At 41.4% G+C, this 21,601-nt stretch carries 17 protein-coding genes; 2 read left to right on the forward strand and 15 right to left on the reverse strand.

What is annotated here, in order from left to right:
* The coding region (locus tag K2184_RS20125; RefSeq protein ID WP_439237772.1) for a mannose-1-phosphate guanylyltransferase/mannose-6-phosphate isomerase at positions 1-931 on the reverse strand (931 nt) is incomplete at its 3' end.
* Positions 932-1,229: 298 nt separating this feature from the next.
* Positions 1,230-1,493: a hypothetical protein gene (locus tag K2184_RS20130; RefSeq protein ID WP_156529680.1), complete on the reverse strand. Its 264-nt coding sequence runs from the start codon at positions 1,491-1,493 to the stop codon at positions 1,230-1,232.
* A gap of 571 nt (positions 1,494-2,064) precedes the next feature.
* Here K2184_RS20130 and K2184_RS20135 point away from each other — a divergent pair.
* Both K2184_RS20135 and K2184_RS20140 read left to right on the forward strand, forming a co-directional pair.
* On the forward strand, positions 2,065-3,069 hold the full coding sequence (locus K2184_RS20135) for an NAD-dependent epimerase (RefSeq protein ID WP_004103673.1): 1,005 nt from the start codon (positions 2,065-2,067) through the stop codon (positions 3,067-3,069).
* 466 nt (positions 3,070-3,535) lie between these two features.
* On the forward strand, positions 3,536-3,658 hold the full coding sequence (locus K2184_RS20140; protein WP_004138729.1) for a small membrane protein: 123 nt from the start codon (positions 3,536-3,538) through the stop codon (positions 3,656-3,658).
* A gap of 558 nt (positions 3,659-4,216) precedes the next feature.
* On the opposite strand, the gene ugd is transcribed toward K2184_RS20140, so the two are convergent.
* The 13 genes from ugd to wbaP all read right to left on the reverse strand — a co-directional run bounded on the left by ugd (position 4,217) and on the right by wbaP (position 21,568).
* Entirely contained in the window at positions 4,217-5,383 is a 1,167-nt protein-coding gene (ugd, locus tag K2184_RS20145) for a UDP-glucose 6-dehydrogenase (protein WP_004103677.1), read from the reverse strand.
* 162 nt (positions 5,384-5,545) lie between these two features.
* The gene (gene rfbK / locus K2184_RS20150) at positions 5,546-6,916 is read right to left on the reverse strand and encodes an O9 family phosphomannomutase RfbK (protein WP_023321278.1); all 1,371 of its coding nucleotides are present in this window, start codon (positions 6,914-6,916) and stop codon (positions 5,546-5,548) included.
* Positions 6,917-6,938: 22 nt separating this feature from the next.
* The gene (locus K2184_RS20155; RefSeq protein ID WP_023321279.1) at positions 6,939-8,354 is read right to left on the reverse strand and encodes a mannose-1-phosphate guanylyltransferase/mannose-6-phosphate isomerase; all 1,416 of its coding nucleotides are present in this window, start codon (positions 8,352-8,354) and stop codon (positions 6,939-6,941) included.
* Positions 8,355-8,567: 213 nt separating this feature from the next.
* Positions 8,568-9,974, reverse strand: coding sequence for an NADP-dependent phosphogluconate dehydrogenase (gndA, locus tag K2184_RS20160; RefSeq protein WP_023321280.1), 1,407 nt, complete (start codon positions 9,972-9,974; stop codon positions 8,568-8,570).
* Positions 9,975-10,144: 170 nt separating this feature from the next.
* On the reverse strand, positions 10,145-11,134 hold the full coding sequence (locus tag K2184_RS20165) for a glycosyltransferase family 2 protein (RefSeq protein WP_196557165.1): 990 nt from the start codon (positions 11,132-11,134) through the stop codon (positions 10,145-10,147).
* Positions 11,131-12,078, reverse strand: a complete 948-nt coding sequence (locus tag K2184_RS20170) for a polysaccharide pyruvyl transferase family protein (RefSeq protein WP_049594096.1) — start codon at positions 12,076-12,078, stop codon at positions 11,131-11,133. Before K2184_RS20170 ends, K2184_RS20165 begins: the two co-directional genes overlap by 4 nt.
* 14 nt (positions 12,079-12,092) lie before the next feature.
* Positions 12,093-13,565 carry an MOP flippase family protein gene (locus tag K2184_RS20175; RefSeq protein WP_023321283.1) on the reverse strand — a complete coding sequence of 491 codons (1,473 nt, stop codon included), beginning with the start codon at positions 13,563-13,565 and terminating at the stop codon, positions 12,093-12,095.
* 143 nt (positions 13,566-13,708) lie between these two features.
* Positions 13,709-15,361, reverse strand: a complete 1,653-nt coding sequence (locus K2184_RS20180; RefSeq protein ID WP_125286525.1) for a hypothetical protein — start codon at positions 15,359-15,361, stop codon at positions 13,709-13,711.
* Between the two features lie 45 nt (positions 15,362-15,406).
* A complete protein-coding gene (locus tag K2184_RS20185) occupies positions 15,407-16,639 on the reverse strand; it encodes an O-antigen ligase family protein (protein ID WP_023321285.1) in 1,233 nt (410 codons plus the stop codon).
* 26 nt (positions 16,640-16,665) lie between these two features.
* Positions 16,666-17,802 (reverse strand): glycosyltransferase family 4 protein, encoded by a 1,137-nt coding sequence (locus tag K2184_RS20190; protein ID WP_023321286.1) that lies wholly within the window; start codon positions 17,800-17,802, stop codon positions 16,666-16,668.
* A gap of 170 nt (positions 17,803-17,972) precedes the next feature.
* Positions 17,973-18,959, reverse strand: a complete 987-nt coding sequence (locus tag K2184_RS20195; protein WP_023321287.1) for a glycosyltransferase family 4 protein — start codon at positions 18,957-18,959, stop codon at positions 17,973-17,975.
* A gap of 25 nt (positions 18,960-18,984) precedes the next feature.
* A complete protein-coding gene (locus K2184_RS20200) occupies positions 18,985-20,127 on the reverse strand; it encodes a glycosyltransferase family 4 protein (protein WP_023321288.1) in 1,143 nt (380 codons plus the stop codon).
* A gap of 19 nt (positions 20,128-20,146) precedes the next feature.
* Positions 20,147-21,568 carry an undecaprenyl-phosphate galactose phosphotransferase WbaP gene (gene wbaP, locus K2184_RS20205; protein WP_023321289.1) on the reverse strand — a complete coding sequence of 474 codons (1,422 nt, stop codon included), beginning with the start codon at positions 21,566-21,568 and terminating at the stop codon, positions 20,147-20,149.
* Positions 21,569-21,601 lie beyond the last annotated feature (33 nt).

Raw genomic sequence — 21,601 nt, forward strand, 5'->3', positions numbered from 1 at the left:
TTTCGTCGCTGTTGATGTAGCAGTTCTGGCTGTTGTGCACCCAGGCATCGCCGGTCAGCACGTTGCCCAGCTCATCTTTCGGGCTGACGTCCCACAGGGCTGACCAGGAGCCGACGTCGCTCCAGTCGGCATCCAGCCCCACCACCACCGCATCGGCGGTCTTTTCCATCACCGCATAGTCAACGGATTCGTCGGGACAGGTGCTGAACACCTCATGGGGGATGCTGATAAAGTCGCTGCCGCTGTCGGCGGCGCGGACCGCAGCCGTGCAGACTTCGAGAATATCCGGGCGGAATTTTGCCAGTTCGGAGAGATACTTTTTCGCCCGGAACATGAACATGCCGCTGTTCCAGTAATATTCTCCGGAGGCCAGATAGGCCTGCGCACGCTCCAGGTCCGGCTTCTCGACAAAGCGGGCGACCTGATAAGGCGTGTGCTCCCCTTCCCCCAGCGCATTGCCGCGCTGGATATAGCCGTAGCCGGTTTCGGGGGTGTTCGGAACGATACCGAAGGTGACCAGATGGTCAGCCTGCGCATACTGCTCCGCGACGCGAATGGCGTCGTGGAAGACCTGCTGATTATTGATGATATGGTCCGCTGCCAGGACAAGCATCAGCGGGTCATCGCCATTCTGCGTGGCCTGCAGCGCCGCAAGGGCGATGGCCGGAGCCGTGTTGCGGCCCACCGGCTCAAGGATGATATTTTTCGACAGTTTACCAAGCTGTCTCAGCTGTTCGGCCACCAGGAAGCGGTGCTCTTCATTGCAGATAACCATAGGCTCATGGGTATCCAGGCCGGAGAGGCGCGAGATGGTTTCCTGCAACATGGAGTTCTGCCCGTACAGTCGGAGAAACTGTTTTGGATAGAGTTCGCGGGACATCGGCCACAGGCGGCTACCGGTGCCACCCGCCATAATCACAGGAAGTAACATGATAAAATCCTTAAATAAATAATCATTTTGTTTACTATCAATCAACGGCACACGTTTGGCTTCAGGCTGGATTTTGCGCACGCTACCGCCCTTGGCTTTCGCTACCAAATTGCGTCGGGCCTTATTGTTGTACCCACTCTCTTACGGCGTTAATGCAGTAGCTGCGTTAGCGCCAGGTGAGTCGTTCCCCAGACAGGCTAAGCACTTCGGCGCTTAACGATCTGCCTGAGAGCTTAATCATTCTAAAAACAGAGATATGTTGGCGAACATATCTCTGTTTTCATCCGTAATCGCACCATCACACGCGCAAAAAACGCAGAGTACTTTCGCCGTTTCCGTAAGGGCTATCCATCAGGACTTTCTCATTTAGTAAGGATAGAACACTGCCGCTGTCGGCAGACGCATTGGCGGAAAGAGATGCTTTGCAGGCGTAGAGAGAAGCGAGAGAAATACGCTGAATGGCGATGTTAACGGCAGCGCTGCGGGAGAAAGCCAGAACACTCTGGATACCAGTGGAGGCTGAGCAGAACGGATTGACTCTCTTTTTTAGCATTACGCTCACGATATGTTCCAGAAGATGGGATGGGTGGTTCATATCTCGACAACACATACACCATACAAACGAATTATCTGCGAAGTATACGCGTTGGCCTAAAAGAATAAAAATGAAAAAGCTCAATGAAAAATAAATTCAACAGATGAACTTCAGGCCTGGCTTTTTTCCACCCTCACTCAGATGCTTAAGAAATAAAAATAAAATCAACAACTTAAAAACCAATTCGAATTTTAGCTTGGTTTTTCCGAATGATCATGCATGAAACGTAAGCAAATTCATAAATCACGACAATATGAATTCAACTTATTTCATCTCGAAAAAAAGATCACATTGTGAACAGAGAAATCATTACCAGACATAAAGACCACAGAGTTATTATTTGCCAGCTAAGCTAACTGCATGATAATAATTATTATTTACGCCATTCTCTGGCGGGGAAGGCTCTTATGAAATGCTTCTCTCAAGCTTTTGCTGGCGACAACTTAACCGCTAACGGTAAAGCAGGTGATCCCTACAGCAAGCCAGTGTAAAATCGGCAATTATATATAGCGGGGCAAAGTGAACCCGGAGGATAAATATGAAGTTTTTAGTGACTGGAGCCGCAGGATTCATCGGTTTTCATGCGTGCAAACGCCTTCTGCAGGCGGGTCATGAGGTTGTCGGACTCGACAACATGAACGATTACTATGATGTCAATCTGAAGCAGGCCCGGCTGGATTTGCTGCAATCCCCCCTGTTCAGTTTCCATAAAATCGATCTGGCGGATCGTGAAGGTATTGCCCAACTTTTTGCTCATGAGAAATTTAACCGGGTAATCCACCTTGCTGCCCAGGCCGGCGTTCGCTACTCGCTGGAAAATCCGTTCGCTTATGCTGATTCCAATCTGATTGGTTATCTGAACATTCTTGAAGGCTGCCGACATAATCACGTTGAGCATTTGCTGTATGCTTCATCGAGCTCGGTTTATGGTTTAAACCGCAAGATGCCATTCTCAACCGACGATTCGGTTGACCATCCGGTTTCTCTGTACGCCGCGACGAAGAAAGCAAATGAGCTGATGGCGCACACCTACTCTCACCTTTATGGTATTCCGACCACCGGATTGCGATTCTTTACGGTCTATGGCCCGTGGGGCCGTCCGGACATGGCGCTGTTCAAGTTCACAAAAGCCATGCTGGAAGGAAAGAGTATTGATGTCTACAACTACGGCAAGATGAAGCGCGACTTCACCTACATCGATGATATCGTCGAGGCGATTGTACGGATGCAGGATATTATCCCGCAGCCCAATCCTGAATGGACCGTTGAGACAGGTTCCCCGGCTGACAGCTCTGCGCCCTATCGTGTGTATAACATCGGGAACAGCTCACCGGTTGAGCTGATGGATTACATCACTGCGCTGGAAGAAGCGCTGGGTATGGTCGCGGAAAAGAATATGATGCCTATTCAGCCAGGCGATGTGCTTGAGACCAGCGCGGATACAAAGCCGCTGTATGATATGGTGGGGTTCAGACCGCAAACAACGGTCAGTCAGGGGGTGAAGAACTTCGTTGACTGGTATAAGGCATATTATAAGGTGTAATGCCCCCGGGCAATGCGCATGCCATTAAGCCGCAGCGGCACCCCGCTGCGGCTTTTCTGTTTGGTAGACCATGTTGAGCAATCTTACGATTCTGTCGGTAACAGAGCATGCTGGGTAAAGTGGCGCGGAACAGCCCATACCGTACATTAACGAGACCTGAATCTGGTAAAAAAAAATATCACCAGAAGCCGAATACAGCCCTTCCCTTACGCTATCTGAAGAGCATTAGCTTAGACAGATTATCATCCCCAGAGGGTCTGGCTGGCATTTAAGTCTGTTACAGATCGTTTATTCATAGCAGAAGCGATAAAAAAGATTTATTCACTTTCCTGTAAAAAAGCCACAACCTCCATATAGGAATTTTCTTAATTCCAGGATATGTTAAGCATCTCAGGGCGGACTTTGTCAAAAGTATTAGTTCGCAAGCAAATGGATTTATCACATTCCTTTCATTCTGGTACGAATTATGGCAAACATAATTTTCTTAGCAGTTGCTGCCATCCTGTTGATTGTTTCTGTATATTTTCTGATTTCTTATATTAAGGACCAGAAAAAAACCAAGCTGACTTTTAACAAGCGAAAGTGGTGAAAAGAAAACTTAATATAATTATAATACTGGCATAGGAAATAATAATATAAAATACTGCTAGCCGTGGAGATACGTTCCGTCTCTACAGCTGGCGCTGGAAGCTATTTTATAAAAGTTACTAGAATCGGAAACAACATCCCAGACATCAGGATTTTATGCCCACGGCTAACTCATGCCTACTATACCTCCCCCCCTGAACGATCCCGAAGCGTCGGTTTAAACTGGAATCTAAATCTCATCGCATTCCAGGGCAGGATGCTGTACATCGGCAGGAACTTATAAACAACAAAAGCCTGCAAGCAGGCTCTGTTTTACCTTCCGGCGCTTATCTCCAGCGTCTACATCTCAGTGACGGTAGCTCTTCACAAGGTGAATTTAACATATCCGACCTCAATGATTGCGACAAGATGAACAATTGAAGAATTTAAGCGGGGTCACGTTTTTTAAGGGGATATGGTTTGGGTGAAGGAACGGTGAGACTGGCAAGAGAAATGCGTAATCATTTAGAGGGGGAGGAAAGCGGTGGCCGGCAGCTGCTGCTCCCGGCCAGAAGACAGATTAGTCACTGCCAAATAAATCGCGGGTATATACCTTATCAGCAACATCCGACAGCTCTTCAGCCATACGGTTAGAGACAATCACATCAGCTTCTTGTTTGAACGCCTCAAAATCGCGAACTACGCGGGAATTGAAGAATTCATCTTCCTGCATAACCGGTTCATAGATAATAACCGGAATACCTTTAGCCTTAATACGCTTCATGATGCCCTGAATTGAGGAAGCGCGGAAGTTATCAGAACCACTCTTCATGATCAGGCGATAGATCCCAACGACCTTAGGCTTACGCGCCAGGATGGAGTCAGCAACGAAATCTTTACGCGTGCGGTTAGCGTCAACGATGGCGCCAATAATGTTATTCGGTACAGATTCGTAGTTCGCAAGCAGCTGCTTGGTATCTTTCGGCAGGCAGTAACCACCGTAGCCAAAGGACGGGTTGTTATAGTGGTTACCAATACGCGGGTCGAGGCACACACCTTCGATAATCTGCTTACTGTTCAGGCCCTGGCTCTCAGCGTAGCTATCCAGTTCATTGAAATAAGCCACGCGCAGCGCCAGATAGGTATTGGCAAATAATTTGATTGCTTCAGCTTCGGTAGAATCAGTAAACAGCGTCGGGATATCCTGCTTGATCGCCCCTTCTTTCAGGAGGTTAGCAAAACGTTCCGCGCGTTCCGAACGCTCGCCAATAACGATACGCGACGGGTGCAGGTTGTCATAGAGCGCACGGCCTTCACGAAGGAACTCTGGAGAGAAAATAACATTATCAATGCCCAGGCGCTCTTTAATATCACGAGTGAAACCAACGGGGATGGTTGATTTAATGATCATGACCGCATCAGGGTTAATCTCGGTAACATCGCGAATAACGGCTTCAACGGTCGACGTATTGAAGTAGTTTGTTTTCGGATCATAGTCAGTCGGCGTGGCGATAATGACATAATCTGCATTGCGATAAGCATCATGCTTGTCAGTTGTTGCGCGAAAATTCAACGGTTTTTCCGCCAGGTATTCCTGAATCTCCTTATCGACAATCGGAGAAATCTTTTGGTTAATCATATCAACTTTGGATTGAATGATATCCAGCGCCACCACTTCGTGGTTTTGCGCAATCAGGATGCCATTCGATAAACCGACATAACCGGTACCGGAAATAGTAATTTTCATTCGATCACACTTTAATCAGTTAACTGGACGGCGGCAAATTAGCCACCCTGGTAATCAACACTTGTGGCGGTTTTACTCTCAGAAAGATGGGAAGTCAAGAAAGAGCCATAAGGTTATGCATAATTCCACACATCAATCCTATGGCTCTAAACAGAATAATTTCTATTTAAGTAAAGCTAATATTTCTTCTGTTTTAGCCTTCATTAATTCATCATCAGCTTTTGACTCGACGTTGAGGCGCACTACCGGCTCGGTGTTCGAGCTGCGCAGGTTAAAACGCCACTCCGGATATTCAATACTGATGCCGTCTGTGGTGTCCACGTTGACGGCATCCGGTTCATAGCGCTCACGGATGCGCGCTATTGCCGCCGCCGCATTCTCCAGCTTGCGGTTTATTTCCCCCGACGCCGGGAACGCCGCCTGCCGGTCCGCCACCAGCGCCTTCAGCGGGCTGTTCTTCAGACACAGCAGCTCCGCCACCAGCAGCCACGGGATCATCCCGCTGTCGCAGTAGGCGAAATCGCGGAAATAGTGGTGTGCGCTCATCTCCCCGCCGTAAATCGCATCTTCCTGACGCATCCGCTCTTTAATGAACGCGTGCCCGGTCTTCGACATCACCGGCGTGCCGCCGCTGCGGGTCACCATATCCACCGTATTCCACGTCAGCCGCGGGTCGTGAATAATCCGGGCACCCGGCTGCTTCTGCAGGAACGCTTCCGCCAGCAGGCCAACAATATAATAGCCTTCGATAAATTCTGCATCGTTATCAAACATAAAGCAGCGGTCGAAGTCACCGTCAAAGGCGATACCCATGTCCGCGCCGTGCTCGCGCACCGCATCCGCGGTGTCCTGCCGGCACTCCGGCAGCAGCGGGTTCGGGATACCGTTCGGGAAGTGGCCGTCCGGCTGGTGATGCACCTTGATAAAGGTCACCGGCACGCCTGCCGCCACAAAACGTTTCTCCACTTCATCAATCACGTGACCGGCTGCGCCGTTGCCGGAGTTCACCACCAGCTTCAGCGGACGGGTGAAGCTGGCCAGGTTCACGTAGCCCATAAGGTGATCCACGTACTCCTGCAGCACCGATATCTGTCGCAGGGTGCCGCGACGGGACGCATCCACCGGCGCAAACTGGTTCTCTTCCGCCAGGCGCTGGATATCGCGCAGCCCGGTGTCGCCGCTGATGGGCTTCGCGTTTTCACGCACCAGCTTCATGCCGTTGTAGTTCATCGGGTTATGGCTGGCCGTCACCTCTATCCCGCCGTCCACGCCCAGGTGGAAGGTGGCGAAGTAAATCTCTTCGGTCCCGCTCAGACCAATATCCAGCACGTCCGTTCCCGCATCCATCAGGCCTCTGGCCAGCGCCAGCTTCAGCGACTCGCTGGTCAGACGCACATCGCCACCCACCACGATCGTTTTCGGCTTCAGAAATTCACCGTAGGCGCGTCCGATACGGTAGGCGATATCTTCGTTTAATTCTTCGCCCAGTTCGCCGCGGATATCGTAAGCTTTAAAACAATTTAATTTTGCCATCTATTTAATCCTTAAATACAAATTAGCAACGACCATACTGGTCTTTAATACGGATAATATCGTCTTCGCCCAGGTAGGAGCCGGACTGGATCTCCAGCACTTCCAGCGGGATACGTCCCGGGTTCTCGAGGCAGTGCTCGGCACCAATGGGAATAAAGGTCGACTGATTTTCAGTCAGCAGGAACTGCTTGCCGTTGACCGTTATCTGCCCCGTCCCGGCGAGGATCACCCAGTGCTCGGCGCGGTGGTGGTGCATCTGCATGGAGAACGCCCCGCCCGGCTTGACGGTGATACGGTTAACGTTGAACCGCGGCGTCTGGACCACCACATCGCTGCGGCCCCACGGACGGTAGATTTCGCGGTGTCGTTTGTATTCGCTGCGCTGGTTGGCCTTCAGGTACTCCACGACCTTTTTCACGTCCTGGGCGCGGTTTTTATTCATCACCAGCACCGCATCCTTGGTGCTGACGATCACCAGGTCCTCAACGCCGATAGCCGCCACCAGCTTTTCGTCGCTGTTGATGTAGCAGTTCTGGCTGTTGTGCACCCAGGCATCGCCGGTCAGCACGTTGCCCAGCTCATCTTTCGGGCTGACGTCCCACAGGGCTGACCAGGAGCCGACGTCGCTCCAGTCGGCATCCAGCCCCACCACCACCGCATCGGCGGTCTTTTCCATCACCGCATAGTCAACGGATTCGTCGGGACAGGTGCTGAACACCTCATGCGGGATGCTGATAAAGTCGCTGCCGCTGTCGGCGGCGCGGACCGCAGCCGTGCAGACTTCGAGAATATCCGGGCGGAATTTTGCCAGTTCGGAGAGATACTTTTTCGCCCGGAACATGAACATGCCGCTGTTCCAGTAATATTCTCCGGAGGCCAGATAGGCCTGCGCACGCTCCAGGTCCGGCTTCTCGACAAAGCGGGCGACCTGATAAGGCGTGTGCTCCCCTTCCCCCAGCGCATTGCCGCGCTGGATATAGCCGTAGCCGGTTTCGGGGGTGTTCGGAACGATACCGAAGGTGACCAGATGGTCAGCCTGCGCATACTGCTCCGCGACGCGAATGGCGTCGTGGAAGACCTGCTGATTATTGATGATATGGTCCGCTGCCAGGACAAGCATCAGCGGGTCATCGCCATTCTGCGTGGCCTGCAGCGCCGCGAGGGCGATGGCCGGTGCCGTGTTGCGGCCCACCGGCTCGAGGATGATATTTTTTGACAGTTTACCGAGCTGCCTCAGCTGTTCAGCCACCAGAAAGCGGTGCTCTTCATTGCAGATAACCATAGGCTCATGGGTATCCAGACCGGAGAGACGCGAGATGGTTTCCTGCAACATGGAGTTCTGCCCGTACAGTCGGAGAAACTGTTTTGGATAGAGTTCACGGGACATCGGCCACAGGCGGCTACCGGTGCCACCCGCCATAATCACAGGAAGTAACATGATAAAATCCTTAATAAAATGAAATATTAAATATGACGTTATGGAAGTAATGACTTCTTCTTTTGCAAATTTTGACAAAATTGCAAAAGAAGAAAGATTAAAAACATTTCGGATGGAATATAAATCTTATATTTTCTAATAAAAACTGAAATTAGATTCCGTGTTACCCCATTAAAAAACAACCTGGCTCTTGCCAGGCTGTTTTATCACGAATTAATCAAGCCATTCAGTATGGAATACGCCTTCTTTATCAGTACGCTTATATGTATGCGCGCCGAAATAATCACGCTGAGCCTGAATCAGGTTAGCAGGCAGAACAGCGGAACGATAGCTATCGTAGTAAGCAATAGCCGCAGAGAAGGTTGGAACCGGAATACCATTCTGCACTGCGTAAGCAACCACATCACGCAGCGCTTGTTGATAATCATCGGCGATCTGCTTGAAGTAAGGCGCCAGCAGCAGGTTGGCAATACCCGCATTCTGCTCATAGGCATCAGTGATCTTTTGCAGGAACTGAGCACGGATGATGCAGCCTGCACGGAAGATTTTAGCAATCTCGCCGTAGTTCAGATCCCAGTGGTATTCATCAGACGCAGCACGGAGCTGGGAGAAACCTTGAGCGTAAGAGACGATTTTGCCCAGATAGAGAGCGCGACGAACTTTCTCAATGAACTCAGCTTTATCACCAGCAGTCTTCGCTTGCGGCCCGGTAAGAACTTTAGAAGCAGCAACACGCTGGTCTTTCAGGGAGGAGATATAGCGAGCAAAGACTGACTCAGTGATAAGCGATAGCGGTTCGCCCAGATCCAGAGAACTCTGACTGGTCCATTTACCGGTACCTTTGTTTGCTGCTTCATCAAGGATCACGTCAACCAGGTATTTACCCTCTTCATCCTTTTTGGTGAAGATGTCTTTGGTGATGTCAATCAGATAGCTGCTCAGCTCACCTTCATTCCACTCAGTGAAAGTTTGCGCAAGCTCTTCATTAGAAAGCGCCAGGCCACCTTTCAGTAAAGCGTAGGCTTCAGCGATCAGCTGCATATCACCGTATTCAATACCGTTGTGAACCATTTTGACATAATGACCAGCACCATCCGCACCGATATAGGTTACGCACGGCTCACCGTCTTCTGCAACTGCAGCAATCTGCTTGAGAATTGGAGCAACCAGCTCATAAGCTTCTTTCTGACCACCAGGCATGATAGAAGGACCTTTAAGCGCGCCCTCTTCACCGCCGGACACACCGGTGCCAATGAAGTTAAAGCCTTCTGCAGAAAGTTCGCGATTGCGACGAATAGTATCCTGGAAGAAGGTGTTACCACCATCAATGATGATGTCACCCTTATCCAGGTAAGGCTTCAGAGAGTCGATGGCACTGTCAGTGCCTGCACCCGCCTTCACCATTAACAGGATACGGCGCGGAGTCTCGAGTGATTCAACAAACTCTTGCACAGTATAATGAGGGACCAGTTTCTTGCCTGGATTCTCGGCAATCACTTCTTCGGTCTTTTCACGGGAGCGGTTGAAAACGGAGACGGTATAACCACGGCTCTCGATGTTGAGCGCAAGGTTACGCCCCATCACTGCCATACCGACAACCCCGATCTGTTGCTTGGACATTACATACTCCTGTCAGGTGTGGTCACTGCGACTGTTCGCAGCTTAAATGTGATGAATATGTTAGCGCAAAATGATTGAAGAGCATAGGTTGAAATTGTGTTACTCATTAATAGGGATAACATAATGAACAATTGTAAGGTTTCAACAATTATATATCGTAACGTTTGACTTTATACAATGAATCCAATTCTTTTTAAGAAGTATTTAGCGACTTTATAAATAAAAACGTTATACTTAGCTATAAATACTAACGAATCAGTGTTTCCTTTAAGAACTTTGGCAAGTGACTCATTAGTGGATTGGCTTAAAGTGATATTAGATTGCTTTAATATTGAAAAAATATGTACAATATTCTGTCTAATTCTTACATTAAGATATTTTTCACATAACCCGGTTGAATTATTTTTTAGTTCCACCAAAGTATTTATACTCTCAAGATAACCTATGATATTTTTCTCTGAACGAGAAGTTTGCATTATAGAGCCTGCTCGCACTCGTCGCTTGAAATACTTCTTATTAGTTATAACTGTTAAGGAAGCCTTAAGAAATAAACGGGGAGTAAATTCCTCATCCTCGTGAATAATTCTTTTAAAGAATAAATTATTATCGCTTTGAAGGCTTTTTTTGAAAATGTAAAGCCAAGCATTAGGAAAAAAAGTTCCATTTTGAGATAGTTTTACAAAAGCATTACAACCAGTATCATATACGCCTTCGATTGTACGTTTATACACAGGCAGTTTATCTTTTTGAATGTTTGCATCTGATGTACTTTCATCAGAAAATGATTCAGCAGAAAATGCAAATACATCGATGCATGGATTTTCTTTATAGATTTTAATGAAATCGCTTATTAGATCCGGCATTAATAAATCATCTGAATCGAAATAATAGATAAACTCGCCGGATGCCAACATTGTGCCTTCATTACGTGCTTGTCCCAACCCCTGATTAATTGTATGAATAATTTTTACAAAAGGGATTTGGCCATAATTAGCGTCAATGATATCGCCAGAACCATCAGTAGAGCCGTCATCAACGATAATAACTTCAAAGGGTTTAACCTTTTGATTTATAACAGAGTCAATTGCTTGTAAAACATAATCCTTTACATTGTATACGGGGATGATGACCGAAACAGTGGGAATATTGATGCTGTTCATACTTTAACTAACTCGCAATTAGGAACGGTATGCGTCCAAGCATCGTAATATGTAGAGTTTTTCCCATAGGAATTATCGAGAAGTTTAGTTGGCATATCAAGAAGGCAACATAAAATATGGCCATGCATCCTTGAAGTAACGACAATCTTATGAGAAAGGAAGTATTCATTGACACGTTTTACAAGCTGATCAGTATAATTCCCCCAGAGCTGGGACGTAGGGATAATGTATCTTCCAGCGATATTATTTATGCGTTCAGCTTTGACAAGAGCTCTCATTATAAAACGATCCTTATTCGAGCAAATATCTTCCCAATCCTCATACATAGAAGATTCAGGAGCATCACTAAGGCCTGATAGATCGGTTTTCTCAATATCTTTGCGTAACATCCATAGCGTATCGCGAGCAACTTGAGTCTTATTTTGCCTAGGGAAAATTTGCCATAATGAGTGAGCCATGTCTGGACACATAATAACATTATCGCAAAACTTCTCTTTAAGCAATTTTTCGCTGTTAAGATCACGACAAAAGATAGTCAAATTTTTATGTTTACGTATTATTTTTGCTGAATCGTTCAAAGCTTGCTGATCTTTAAAATGTACCGTCTGAGGCAGGTAAACGATTTTATTATTTGGAAACGCCTTGACTACTTCTTCACGTAAAATTTGATGTTTTGGATATAAATCCCCAAAATTTCCACCTCCATGCAGAAGTATAATAACATCTTCTGGTAGGCTCCTTAAAGACTGGACGTATTTTAAACTACCTTTATCAGTACGTCTAGCCAATACTTGATATTTCTTTTCTCGAAAAAACTGTTCAGTACCTTTATAAATTAACAAATCTCCGACATTGAGATGTAATGGGATATCTAAATAAATAACACGACTCCCTGATGGAACAACTTTCTCTATAACGTCTAATTTCTTCTTCAAAGCAATCATAGGATGCATATTATTTACGCTCTAATAAATTTTCTAATTTTAGGGTTTTTAACAATATAACACTTCATTTCGGAAACAAATTGATTATTGCTGAAAATCAATGTCATACTAAATGTCACTATACCAACGATAATTTGTATAACTAATGTTATTAGCGGAGAACCGGATAAACTAAATAATCCTGCCAACCATGCAGTTAGCATAGTAGGCAACGTCATTTTTAAGGGAAGAAGTATACTCATGATGTATTCACGATAACTACTTCCTAAAACCGGCTTAATAAGTATAAAATAACTTAAGCAGGTGTTTATCACTTGCACCAATAAAAAACCTAACGCGGCACCAGTTCCCCCTCCAAATTTTGCGCCTAACCAAATCATAGGAATAAAAAGAAAGAATTTAAATACGTTAAATTTAAAACTAACATCAACTCGAGCTTTTGCCATCAGCAAAGCACCAATAGGATTTCCAATAGAGCGTAAAAGCCCAACGACACATAAAACTTGTAAAATGGGTGTAATGAATATCCATTTTTCACCGAATAGAGTAAGGACAAAATTATTGGAAACAACTAACAATCCCAACAATGCCGGAAAGTTAATCAAACCGACAAATGACAAAAGTTTATAAAAATTAGTTTTTAATTTTTCATTATCATTTTGTATTTTTGAAAATGCTGGAAAAAGAACTCTTGTCAGTATTGGATTAAGGCGAGACGGTGGAACTACAGCTACATTGCTAGCAAGATTATATCCCCCTGCAATTATAGCTCCCAGAGAACGCGATAGAACGATAGTAGCAATATTTGAATTAAGTTGATTAATCAACGCATCTGCTGTTAAAAAAGCACCAAATTTTAGATTAGATGATATCCCTTGTAATTTAAAGCTGAAGGATGGCTTGTATATTTTTCTACCAACAATAGAAAACATAAGAGTACGAGATAATGACATACAGAGGTATCCCCATATCGCCGTTATCGCGAATGGGTATACATAAGCTGAAGTTAAAGTCACAGTAAAACCAATGATCAAAGACAAAGTTTCTATGATCCCCACTTTCGTAAAATCAAGCTCCTTTTGCATAAGCGCTCTAAACTGCTGTCCATGCGGAATGATTAAAAATGCAAAAGCAAGTGTTTGAATCAATTCTTTGACATCAGGTTGATTAAATAGCAAAGAGATCTGTCTACTAAATAAGAAAACGACAGCAAATACAAAAATACCTAATGAGACGTTTATCCAATATAAGGTTGTTAACTCTGAATTCGATATTTCTTTTTTCTGTATTATTGAATTAGATATTCCGAAATCAGAAATTGTATCTGCAACCATAATAATCAGCAATGATATAGTGAGTATACCAAATTGGTGTGGCGCAAGAATATGGGCTAACAAAGTTATTTGGAGAAATGATATAGCGATACTTGCAATTGTCGTAATAGCAGACCATTTTGCGCCTCTAACAGTCTTCTCTTTTAAGCTCATAAATATTTAACTCAATGATAGGAATCGTTTTAAGAAGTGAAAGAAATTTACCCCAAGTACTGAAAGAAAAATGAGAAAGTATGTAGTCTGAAGTAATTTTAAAAAAAATATTTAGCAAGTTTATTATTTTTATAATCTTGAATTCATTCAATTTTAACCCAGCCTACTTGTGGACTTTTATAGATATATTGAGTTATCCCTTCATCAGTGGAAATTTCAGTGGTCATGCCCCGCTGATAAACATCATTTGAAGGCTGCGACCATGAAACCAATTTTTCAATGTAACAATTTCTTGTGGTAAATAAAGGTCTACCTATATAACTAAAACTGCCAATCGAAACGTTTTCAAAATAAACGCGTGAATTACTCTTTAAATTGACCTCTCTAATATTACCACCTCTGATACTTAAAGGAGTGATATCAACACCAGATACCAGACCTTTGAAAGTACAGTCTGAGAAAATGACTGGGTTAGATAGATTTAAATGATCATAGTTTGCAGTAGGCGAATCGCTGATCTCGGCTGATTTGGCAAATGTGCAGTTTGCAAAAAAAATATTGGTCATCTTTTCCCCTAATAATACAGAGGAAATATTGCAACCATTCAATAAAATATTTTCAGCATCTTTCGCTAAAGATAAATTTTTAATGTTGCCACCAATAATTCTTATATTTGATTTAGCCAAAAAAGATTTTTTAACTTTAAAATTACTAAAACTAGAATCTCTAACTCCTTTACCAGAGAAAAATTGATATACAGCAAAATTTTCAAATGCTGAATTACGACCGAAATTAGATACAACATGACTGGTGTTAAATTGACCATCTCTCATCGAGGATTGATCAAGATTTATTACTACAGAACTAAAAACCTGACTCGTGGCAACTTTATCGGAAACATTGTCATATATCATCTGATTAATTGTTGAGTTTCCAATTTGAATAGAGACATTTACATACTTTAAACCTGAGATTAAGGGCTTCGTGCCATCATCGTCTGTCTGAATTAAGGTTCTCTCGGCGTGGATAGTATTAATAACTGAACGTATGCACTTAATTTCTAAACATTTATGGTAGGCCCTTTCGCTCTGTATCCTTCCAATAAATAAACAATTCGAAGTATCACCACCCGGCTCTATCCGTAGTTGAAAATTCTTAACATTTCCACAACGTTCAGCCGAAATACTTTGGATTGTTGAGTCCCAAGTCGCAGAAATATGAATTCCAGTACCGTTAAAATTAATTGCTCTAATGCTATCTATAGTCAAAAAGTTACCCTTAATGAATACACCATTAAGGGTAGCATCACGGTTTTCGGAGATAATTAATAATACTCCAACTATAGAGGTATATATCGCTCGGCCATTTTTGACATTACTGCCTGGTACACCAATATATACAACATAACCGTTTTCGTCTTTAAATGAATTAGGATTTACTATTAATCGTCCTGTCCAGTCAACAATAATCTGTTTAATATTTGTAAAATCTAGTGCACGAGTAATCCTCCATGGCCCACCTCTCAAATCAACAGCTTTATTATTTTGTTCCGCAAATTTAATTACCCTCAAAATAATTTCTGTGTGATCTATATCAGCATTATTTGACACTGCGCCAAAATCAATCGGCGATACAGAAACACGGTTAGCTAGATAAGTTTTACTATTTGTTAAATCTTTTTCATTTGAGAGAGTTGCGCCGTTATCTATTTTAGCCCTCGATGTGCCAGGCATCAAAAAAGATAAAGTACCTAGCGGGGCTATAAAGTTAAAAAGTTGTCGTCTTGATATGCCCATTTTCCCCTCTCGATATTAATCGATAAAATCATTTTCTTTACCAGCTTAACTACTCTTCTTAAAAGCATAATACAACCCTAAATACAACCAAGGATAAATCATATAAAGCTGAGCACCGAAAATAAAAGGCACACAAAAAAGCAGAAGGAAATATATTCCTATTTTGTCCAACTTAAAATATTTTTTTATTGCAAAAATAAATATCAATAAACCGATTACACCATTTTCTACTAATAAATTAAAAAAGCCTCCCAATCCAGTTAGATCCCATCCTGTCACGACAGGAAAAGAGCCACGATAATTCACATTATTACGGACTAAGGAATATGCACCTAATCCCACACCTAAAAATGGATTATCCTGTAAAATTCTTGGACCAATATCCGTGGCAGCAATCCTACCCATTACTAATGATGAATCATTTTCTCTGCCCTTAATTTCTTCATCAATGTTCTGTATATCTTGATAATAATTGTTAGCAATCTTATAAGTGGCACCAACCCCAATTAAAACTACTATTAAAATCGTCATAAAAAAACGAAATATATTCTTGGGATTCAAAAAGCCACTTAAAAATCTATTATTTTGGAAAAGTATAAAAAATAAAAAAACAAAGAAAGCAACAAAGCCAGCTTTAGACTGCGTTAATAACAGTGCAATAAGAAAGAAAGTTGTAATTATTTTTCTTTTATAAAATGTTAGTTCGAGAAAAATCAAAGTTGCTATGTAAAGCCCATATGGGCCACCTTCGACGTAAAACCCTCTCAATCTAAAAGTACTACCATACGATACCAGTGAAGTTTTCAAGACAATATCAATGGCATAAAGAAGGAGTATAATGATCGTGAGAAATACATTATAAGTGAGAAACTTTTTAACAATATAATCAAAGTCTAATCTTTTATTTTTTATCAAATTGAACGGTATTAACGCTACTATTAAGCATAATATAAGTTCTACGTAACGCACCAGAGAAATACTATACTTGCTTTTCAAGGTAGAAAAGTACTCATAATGAATTGAACTAATCATACCTTTGAATATTGATAGCAAAAGAAGAATAGTAAATGCAAGTAAAAACCATAGCATTTTTTTCTCAACACGCCTTATAAAGAATGGAAAAAAAATTATTGCCAGAAGCTCCCAAAACTTCACAGGGCCGATCGTAATGTCTGTTAATTGACAAGAAAGTGCGATAATGAATATAAGTAATTTTACGGATGTATAGTTTCTAGTGTTAATGGTTTCGTATTCAATAGCTTTTATTGCCTCATTCATAATACTATCTCTATATAAAGCATAAATTATTTATTTCTGGAATCTTCAAATAACTTGTATTTTTCAGAGATATAAGCTGAGATTTCGTTTTGGAATCTTGGCACAGAAAATTTTTCAGCATTCAATCTACATTCCATATATGAGATTCTATCTTGATTAAGTTCAAATTTGTTTACAGCATCAATAATAGATGAGATTTCTTGTCTCTCAAAAAGTATCCCTGTTACATTACTTTTGACCGTTTCAAGTGCCCCACCTTTACCAAAGGCAATAACTGGAGTTCCACAGGCTTGAGCCTCTACAGGGGTAATGCCAAAATCTTCTTCAGCAGCGAAAACAAAAGCTTTCGCTTGCCTCATATGTTCTTGCATTACTGAATTAGGCTGATATCCTAAAATTTCAATATTTTTTGTAGCTTTAGACTTGATTTTATCCATTTCAGAACCATCACCAATAACAACTAGCTTTTTATCAGGCATATGGCTAAAGGCTTCGACAATAAGATCCATTCGCTTATAGGGAACCATTCTGGAGGCTGTAAAATAATAATCATCTTTGCATTCACATAATGAAAAGCGCTCCACATCAACAGGTGGATATATCACATCAGCTTCCCGTCCATAAACTTTTTTTATTCTTCGCGCAATAAATTTGGAGTTTGCAATAAAATGATCAACTCCATTGGAAGTACGATGATCCCATATCCTAATTTTGTGCAATAGCCATTTTGCTAATAATCCTTTAACTCCAGAATCCATTCCAGCCTCTTTCAAATACTGATGTTGTAAATCCCAAGCATATCGTATAGGAGAATGAACATAGCTAATATGGAGTTGATCAGGCCCCGTCAAAACTCCTTTGGATACAGCATGACTGCTGGACAAAACTATGTCATGTTTGGAAACATCAAGTTGTTCAATTGCTAATGGCATTAACGGTAGATATTTTTGATATTTTTTCTTAGCAAAAGGCATATTCTGTATAAATGTTGTGGTTGCCCTTTTACCATTAAATAATTGTCGATCGCTTTCTGATAAATAATCAACTACTGAATATAAGCTAGCGTTAGGATATAATTCTATAAACTCTTTTATTACTTTCTCTGAGCCCGCATAAGTCACAAGCCAATCCGCGACAATTCCAACATTTAAATCCTTGCTCATGAATAACCTCAATACATTGATAATGAAGGGTCGCTTCATATCATTTTAACCAGAAATATACATCATAAGTATAATAAAACATACATCAATTACGACATGTGAGTCTAATATTGCCATTATATGTTTTACAACTAGTAAAGAATACTATGATTAAGTATATGTTTTTTAAATCATTTAATACGTCGGAGATGATTATCAACTTTTCGTGCAACTTCTTCCCACGTAAACTTTCTTGCCTGCATTAATCCTTTATTTACAAGTTGCTGCCGACAATTATTATCTAAAATAATCTGATTTATAGCATCCGCAATTTCATTTATATTTTCTGGGTCAACCAATAACGCAGCATCACCTGCCACCTCACCCAAAGAAGTTGTCCTTGACGTTACCACTGGGATACCACTTGCCATGGCTTCTATCACTGGTAATCCAAACCCTTCATAAAAAGAAACAAATACTAAAGCTGCTGCTCCTCTGTATAAAAGCGGTAGTTCATCATCCTTTAAATACCCAGTGAAATGGACGGATTCCGTCAAGCCATGATGTTCTATAAAATCTGAAATAGTTTCATTTGGAGATCCAGTAAACACCAGTTTATATTCATTATATAACCCGGACTTCTTGAACGCTAAAATAGTATTATATTCATTTTTATGTGTTTTCCGATTACTCACGCACAGCAAGTATTTAAACCCGAAATTTTTCTTCTCACCTTCCGGTGTAAAGCATTCAGCAACACCGTTACCAACGTTGATTATTTTTGATGGATCTTGCCCTGACCACTGTACTATTCTTGATTTAGAGAATTCTGAAACAGTAAAAATGAATTTCGATTTTGAACAACCGCGCTTAATGATGAAATTATAAAAAGCTTTTTTAAAAAAACTTGAGTTATCTTGGCGATCTAAATGGTTTAAATCATGTATAGTAAATACGTATGGTTCTAATGAAAAAAGAGGTGGTAAAAATCCTGGGAAGAAAACAACACTGTTTTTTTTCTTTATTAACCTAAGCGCTGTTTTTATAGGATCAAAAGGTGAATAAGGCTTGCCAGAAAAACCAGGCGTCTCATAACGATTAATTCTATTGATTTCCTTTGCAAAAGTCCCTATTCCACCAGTCCCTTCCCATCTCATATCCATTAATATTCTACGCATTTATCCTCCATCTTTAAAAATATACTTATTGTTCTTTTAATACCTTACTATAAAGGCTTAAATATTCATCAGTTATTTTGCTTTTATCAAATGGATTTGACACTTCATGAATGGTACCTTTAAATAATAAATTAATACTTTCTGCATTAAAATCTCTGATATCTTTAACCCATGGGAATTTTTCGGATATCTCTTTAATTCCGCCTGTTAAATTGGCGAACACTGGAATCCCACTAACAGCGGCTTCTGCAACAACACGACCGAAAGGTTCGTTCCATTTTGTAGGAAGGAGAAGCACATCCACTTCAGAAAAAAGTTCATCAATAGGTATAAATCCTTTTAACACAATGCCACAATTAATTGCATCCTTCCTCAAAACATCAGAATTACTAGTGGATGCAAAATCGCCTGCTGCAACAAAGTTAAAATTATTTTTATACTTGACTGCATACTCAATAAAGACATCAAATCCTTTTTCGGTTGTTAATCTGCCCAAAAAGCCAATAGTTAGCTTATTGCAAGCTTTTTTTCTAATATTTACTTTTTCTATTGGATTATATATATGTGTATGCGTTGCTTTACCCGCAAAACCATTTTCCTTATGTAAATCACTAATGTATTTACTGATGCCAACCATTGCATCTATTTTTTGGCTCTTCTTCTTTTTATACCATGAGTATGACTTAACGAAGCTATTATTTATGTCCATATTCGCTCCATTTTTAAAAAGTGTAGAGTTAGGATGGAATAAGTAATAATCACGCGTTGTATGGATCAATGGAGATTTAATATCTTCAGCTATATCCCAGATACCAACTGAAAAGCCAGCAAGGTTATTTGTATGTATAATATCTGGGTTGTCATTTGAGATTTCTTTTTGAACCATTTCAACGATAGGATTTTTTAAATAATCTCTTACATGCCAAATCGCTTTTTTTATCTTAGTATGATTTGTTTTATCAAACGGCCAATAAATGTTACGGAGAGGGAAGGATACCACCTCTACTCCGTTATGATTGAAACGTTCTATTTCCTTTTTATTATTTAAAGTTATTACCTTAACTGTAATGCCTCTGGCGACTAAACCTTCTGCAAGTAACTGCACAGAAACTTCCGCCCCACCAAACTTATAAGGATAATATAACGAGTTGACGATAATTATTTTCATGGTAGCACTCCTTAAAACATTAATATGCGCCATCTTTTTTTATAACCACACCAATTGTTTTAAAGAGAATTGCAATATCGTTCCACATTGACCAATTCTTTACATACCAAGCATCCAGATAGACCCTTGTTTCATAATCAACGTCACTTCTACCACTAACTTGCCACAATCCTGTCATGCCCGGTTTGCTTAATAAATAATAATCGACCTCTTCATTATATCTTTCCAATTCAGCTGTAATTATAGGACGAGGCCCAACTAAACTCATTTCTCCTTTGAGAACATTAAATAATTGAGGTAATTCATCTAAACTTGTTTTTCGCAAAAAATGACCTATTTTTGTAATACGAGGATCATTCTTCAATTTAAATGTTTCATCCCATTCTGCTTTTGCATCAGGATTATTAGCCAACAATTCTTCTAAAACCTCTTTAGAGTTTGTGACCATAGAGCGAAACTTCAGACATTTAAATGGCTTACCATCTTTACCAATTCTTTCATGTCCATAAATTGCCGCCCCTCCGTCTTGCTTAACTTTTTTACTAATATACAGCAGAAGTGGTGATATTATTATTATAATTAGCGTTGCACCAATAACATCAAAAAGCCGTTTGATTATTCGTGAAGACCATTTAGCTAAGTTTTGCTGTACTCGGAAAATCATTACTTCGTGGCTAAAAATGAATGACATATCAGTGCTATCTAATGGCATTCCTCGTAAGGTTGGTATTACTGAAACATATCGATACCCTTTAATCATGAAGTTGCGTAACCACGCATTTCTGATATCACTTTGTGCTGATTCAACAGCAACTATAAACTGCGTTTTTTTATCAATTGTACTTAGCCAATTTTGATCATTAATAATAACTGGCACACCATCAATATTACTCTCCAGTGTGTCATGCGCTTCTGTAGAGATAAACCCTACAATTTCAAGCCCAAGATTACCTTCACTATTTATTGCTTTGTACGCTTCTTTTGCATTAGAACCACTACCTATAATCCATGTTGGCCTTCGCCATAATCCAAAGAAATTTAAAATATGCTTAGTAATCATACGTGAAACTGGTACTAGTATAATTATTAACAACCAAGTCAGTATCCACAAATAACGTGATATTGACCAAGTTGTAAATGCTACAACTGCAATTTCAATCACAGCAAATATTACTAAAGTTCTTAATATTTCCTTAAGCTCAAACCAAAATGTTTTTCGATAAAAATAATGTCGTAACCTAATTGAATACCAACCAACGCAACAGATAGCGAGTAGCCAATGTAAAACTGTCCACTCTTCAATTTGTGCAGAGCTATATAAATCAACGCTCTGATTTGTTGTCAAAATAGCTAATGCTATATAAAGCGATATTGTAAAACTTAACAAATCTGAAAAGGCAAGAGCGGCGCTGACGATAAAGTTTCTCGCAAGAAGTGTCATACCTTCCTCTCTGTTCGAAGAATCATACTTTAA

The organism is Klebsiella sp. K5-306, assembly GCF_051835185.1.
Classification (GTDB): Bacteria; Pseudomonadota; Gammaproteobacteria; order Enterobacterales; family Enterobacteriaceae; genus Klebsiella; species Klebsiella oxytoca.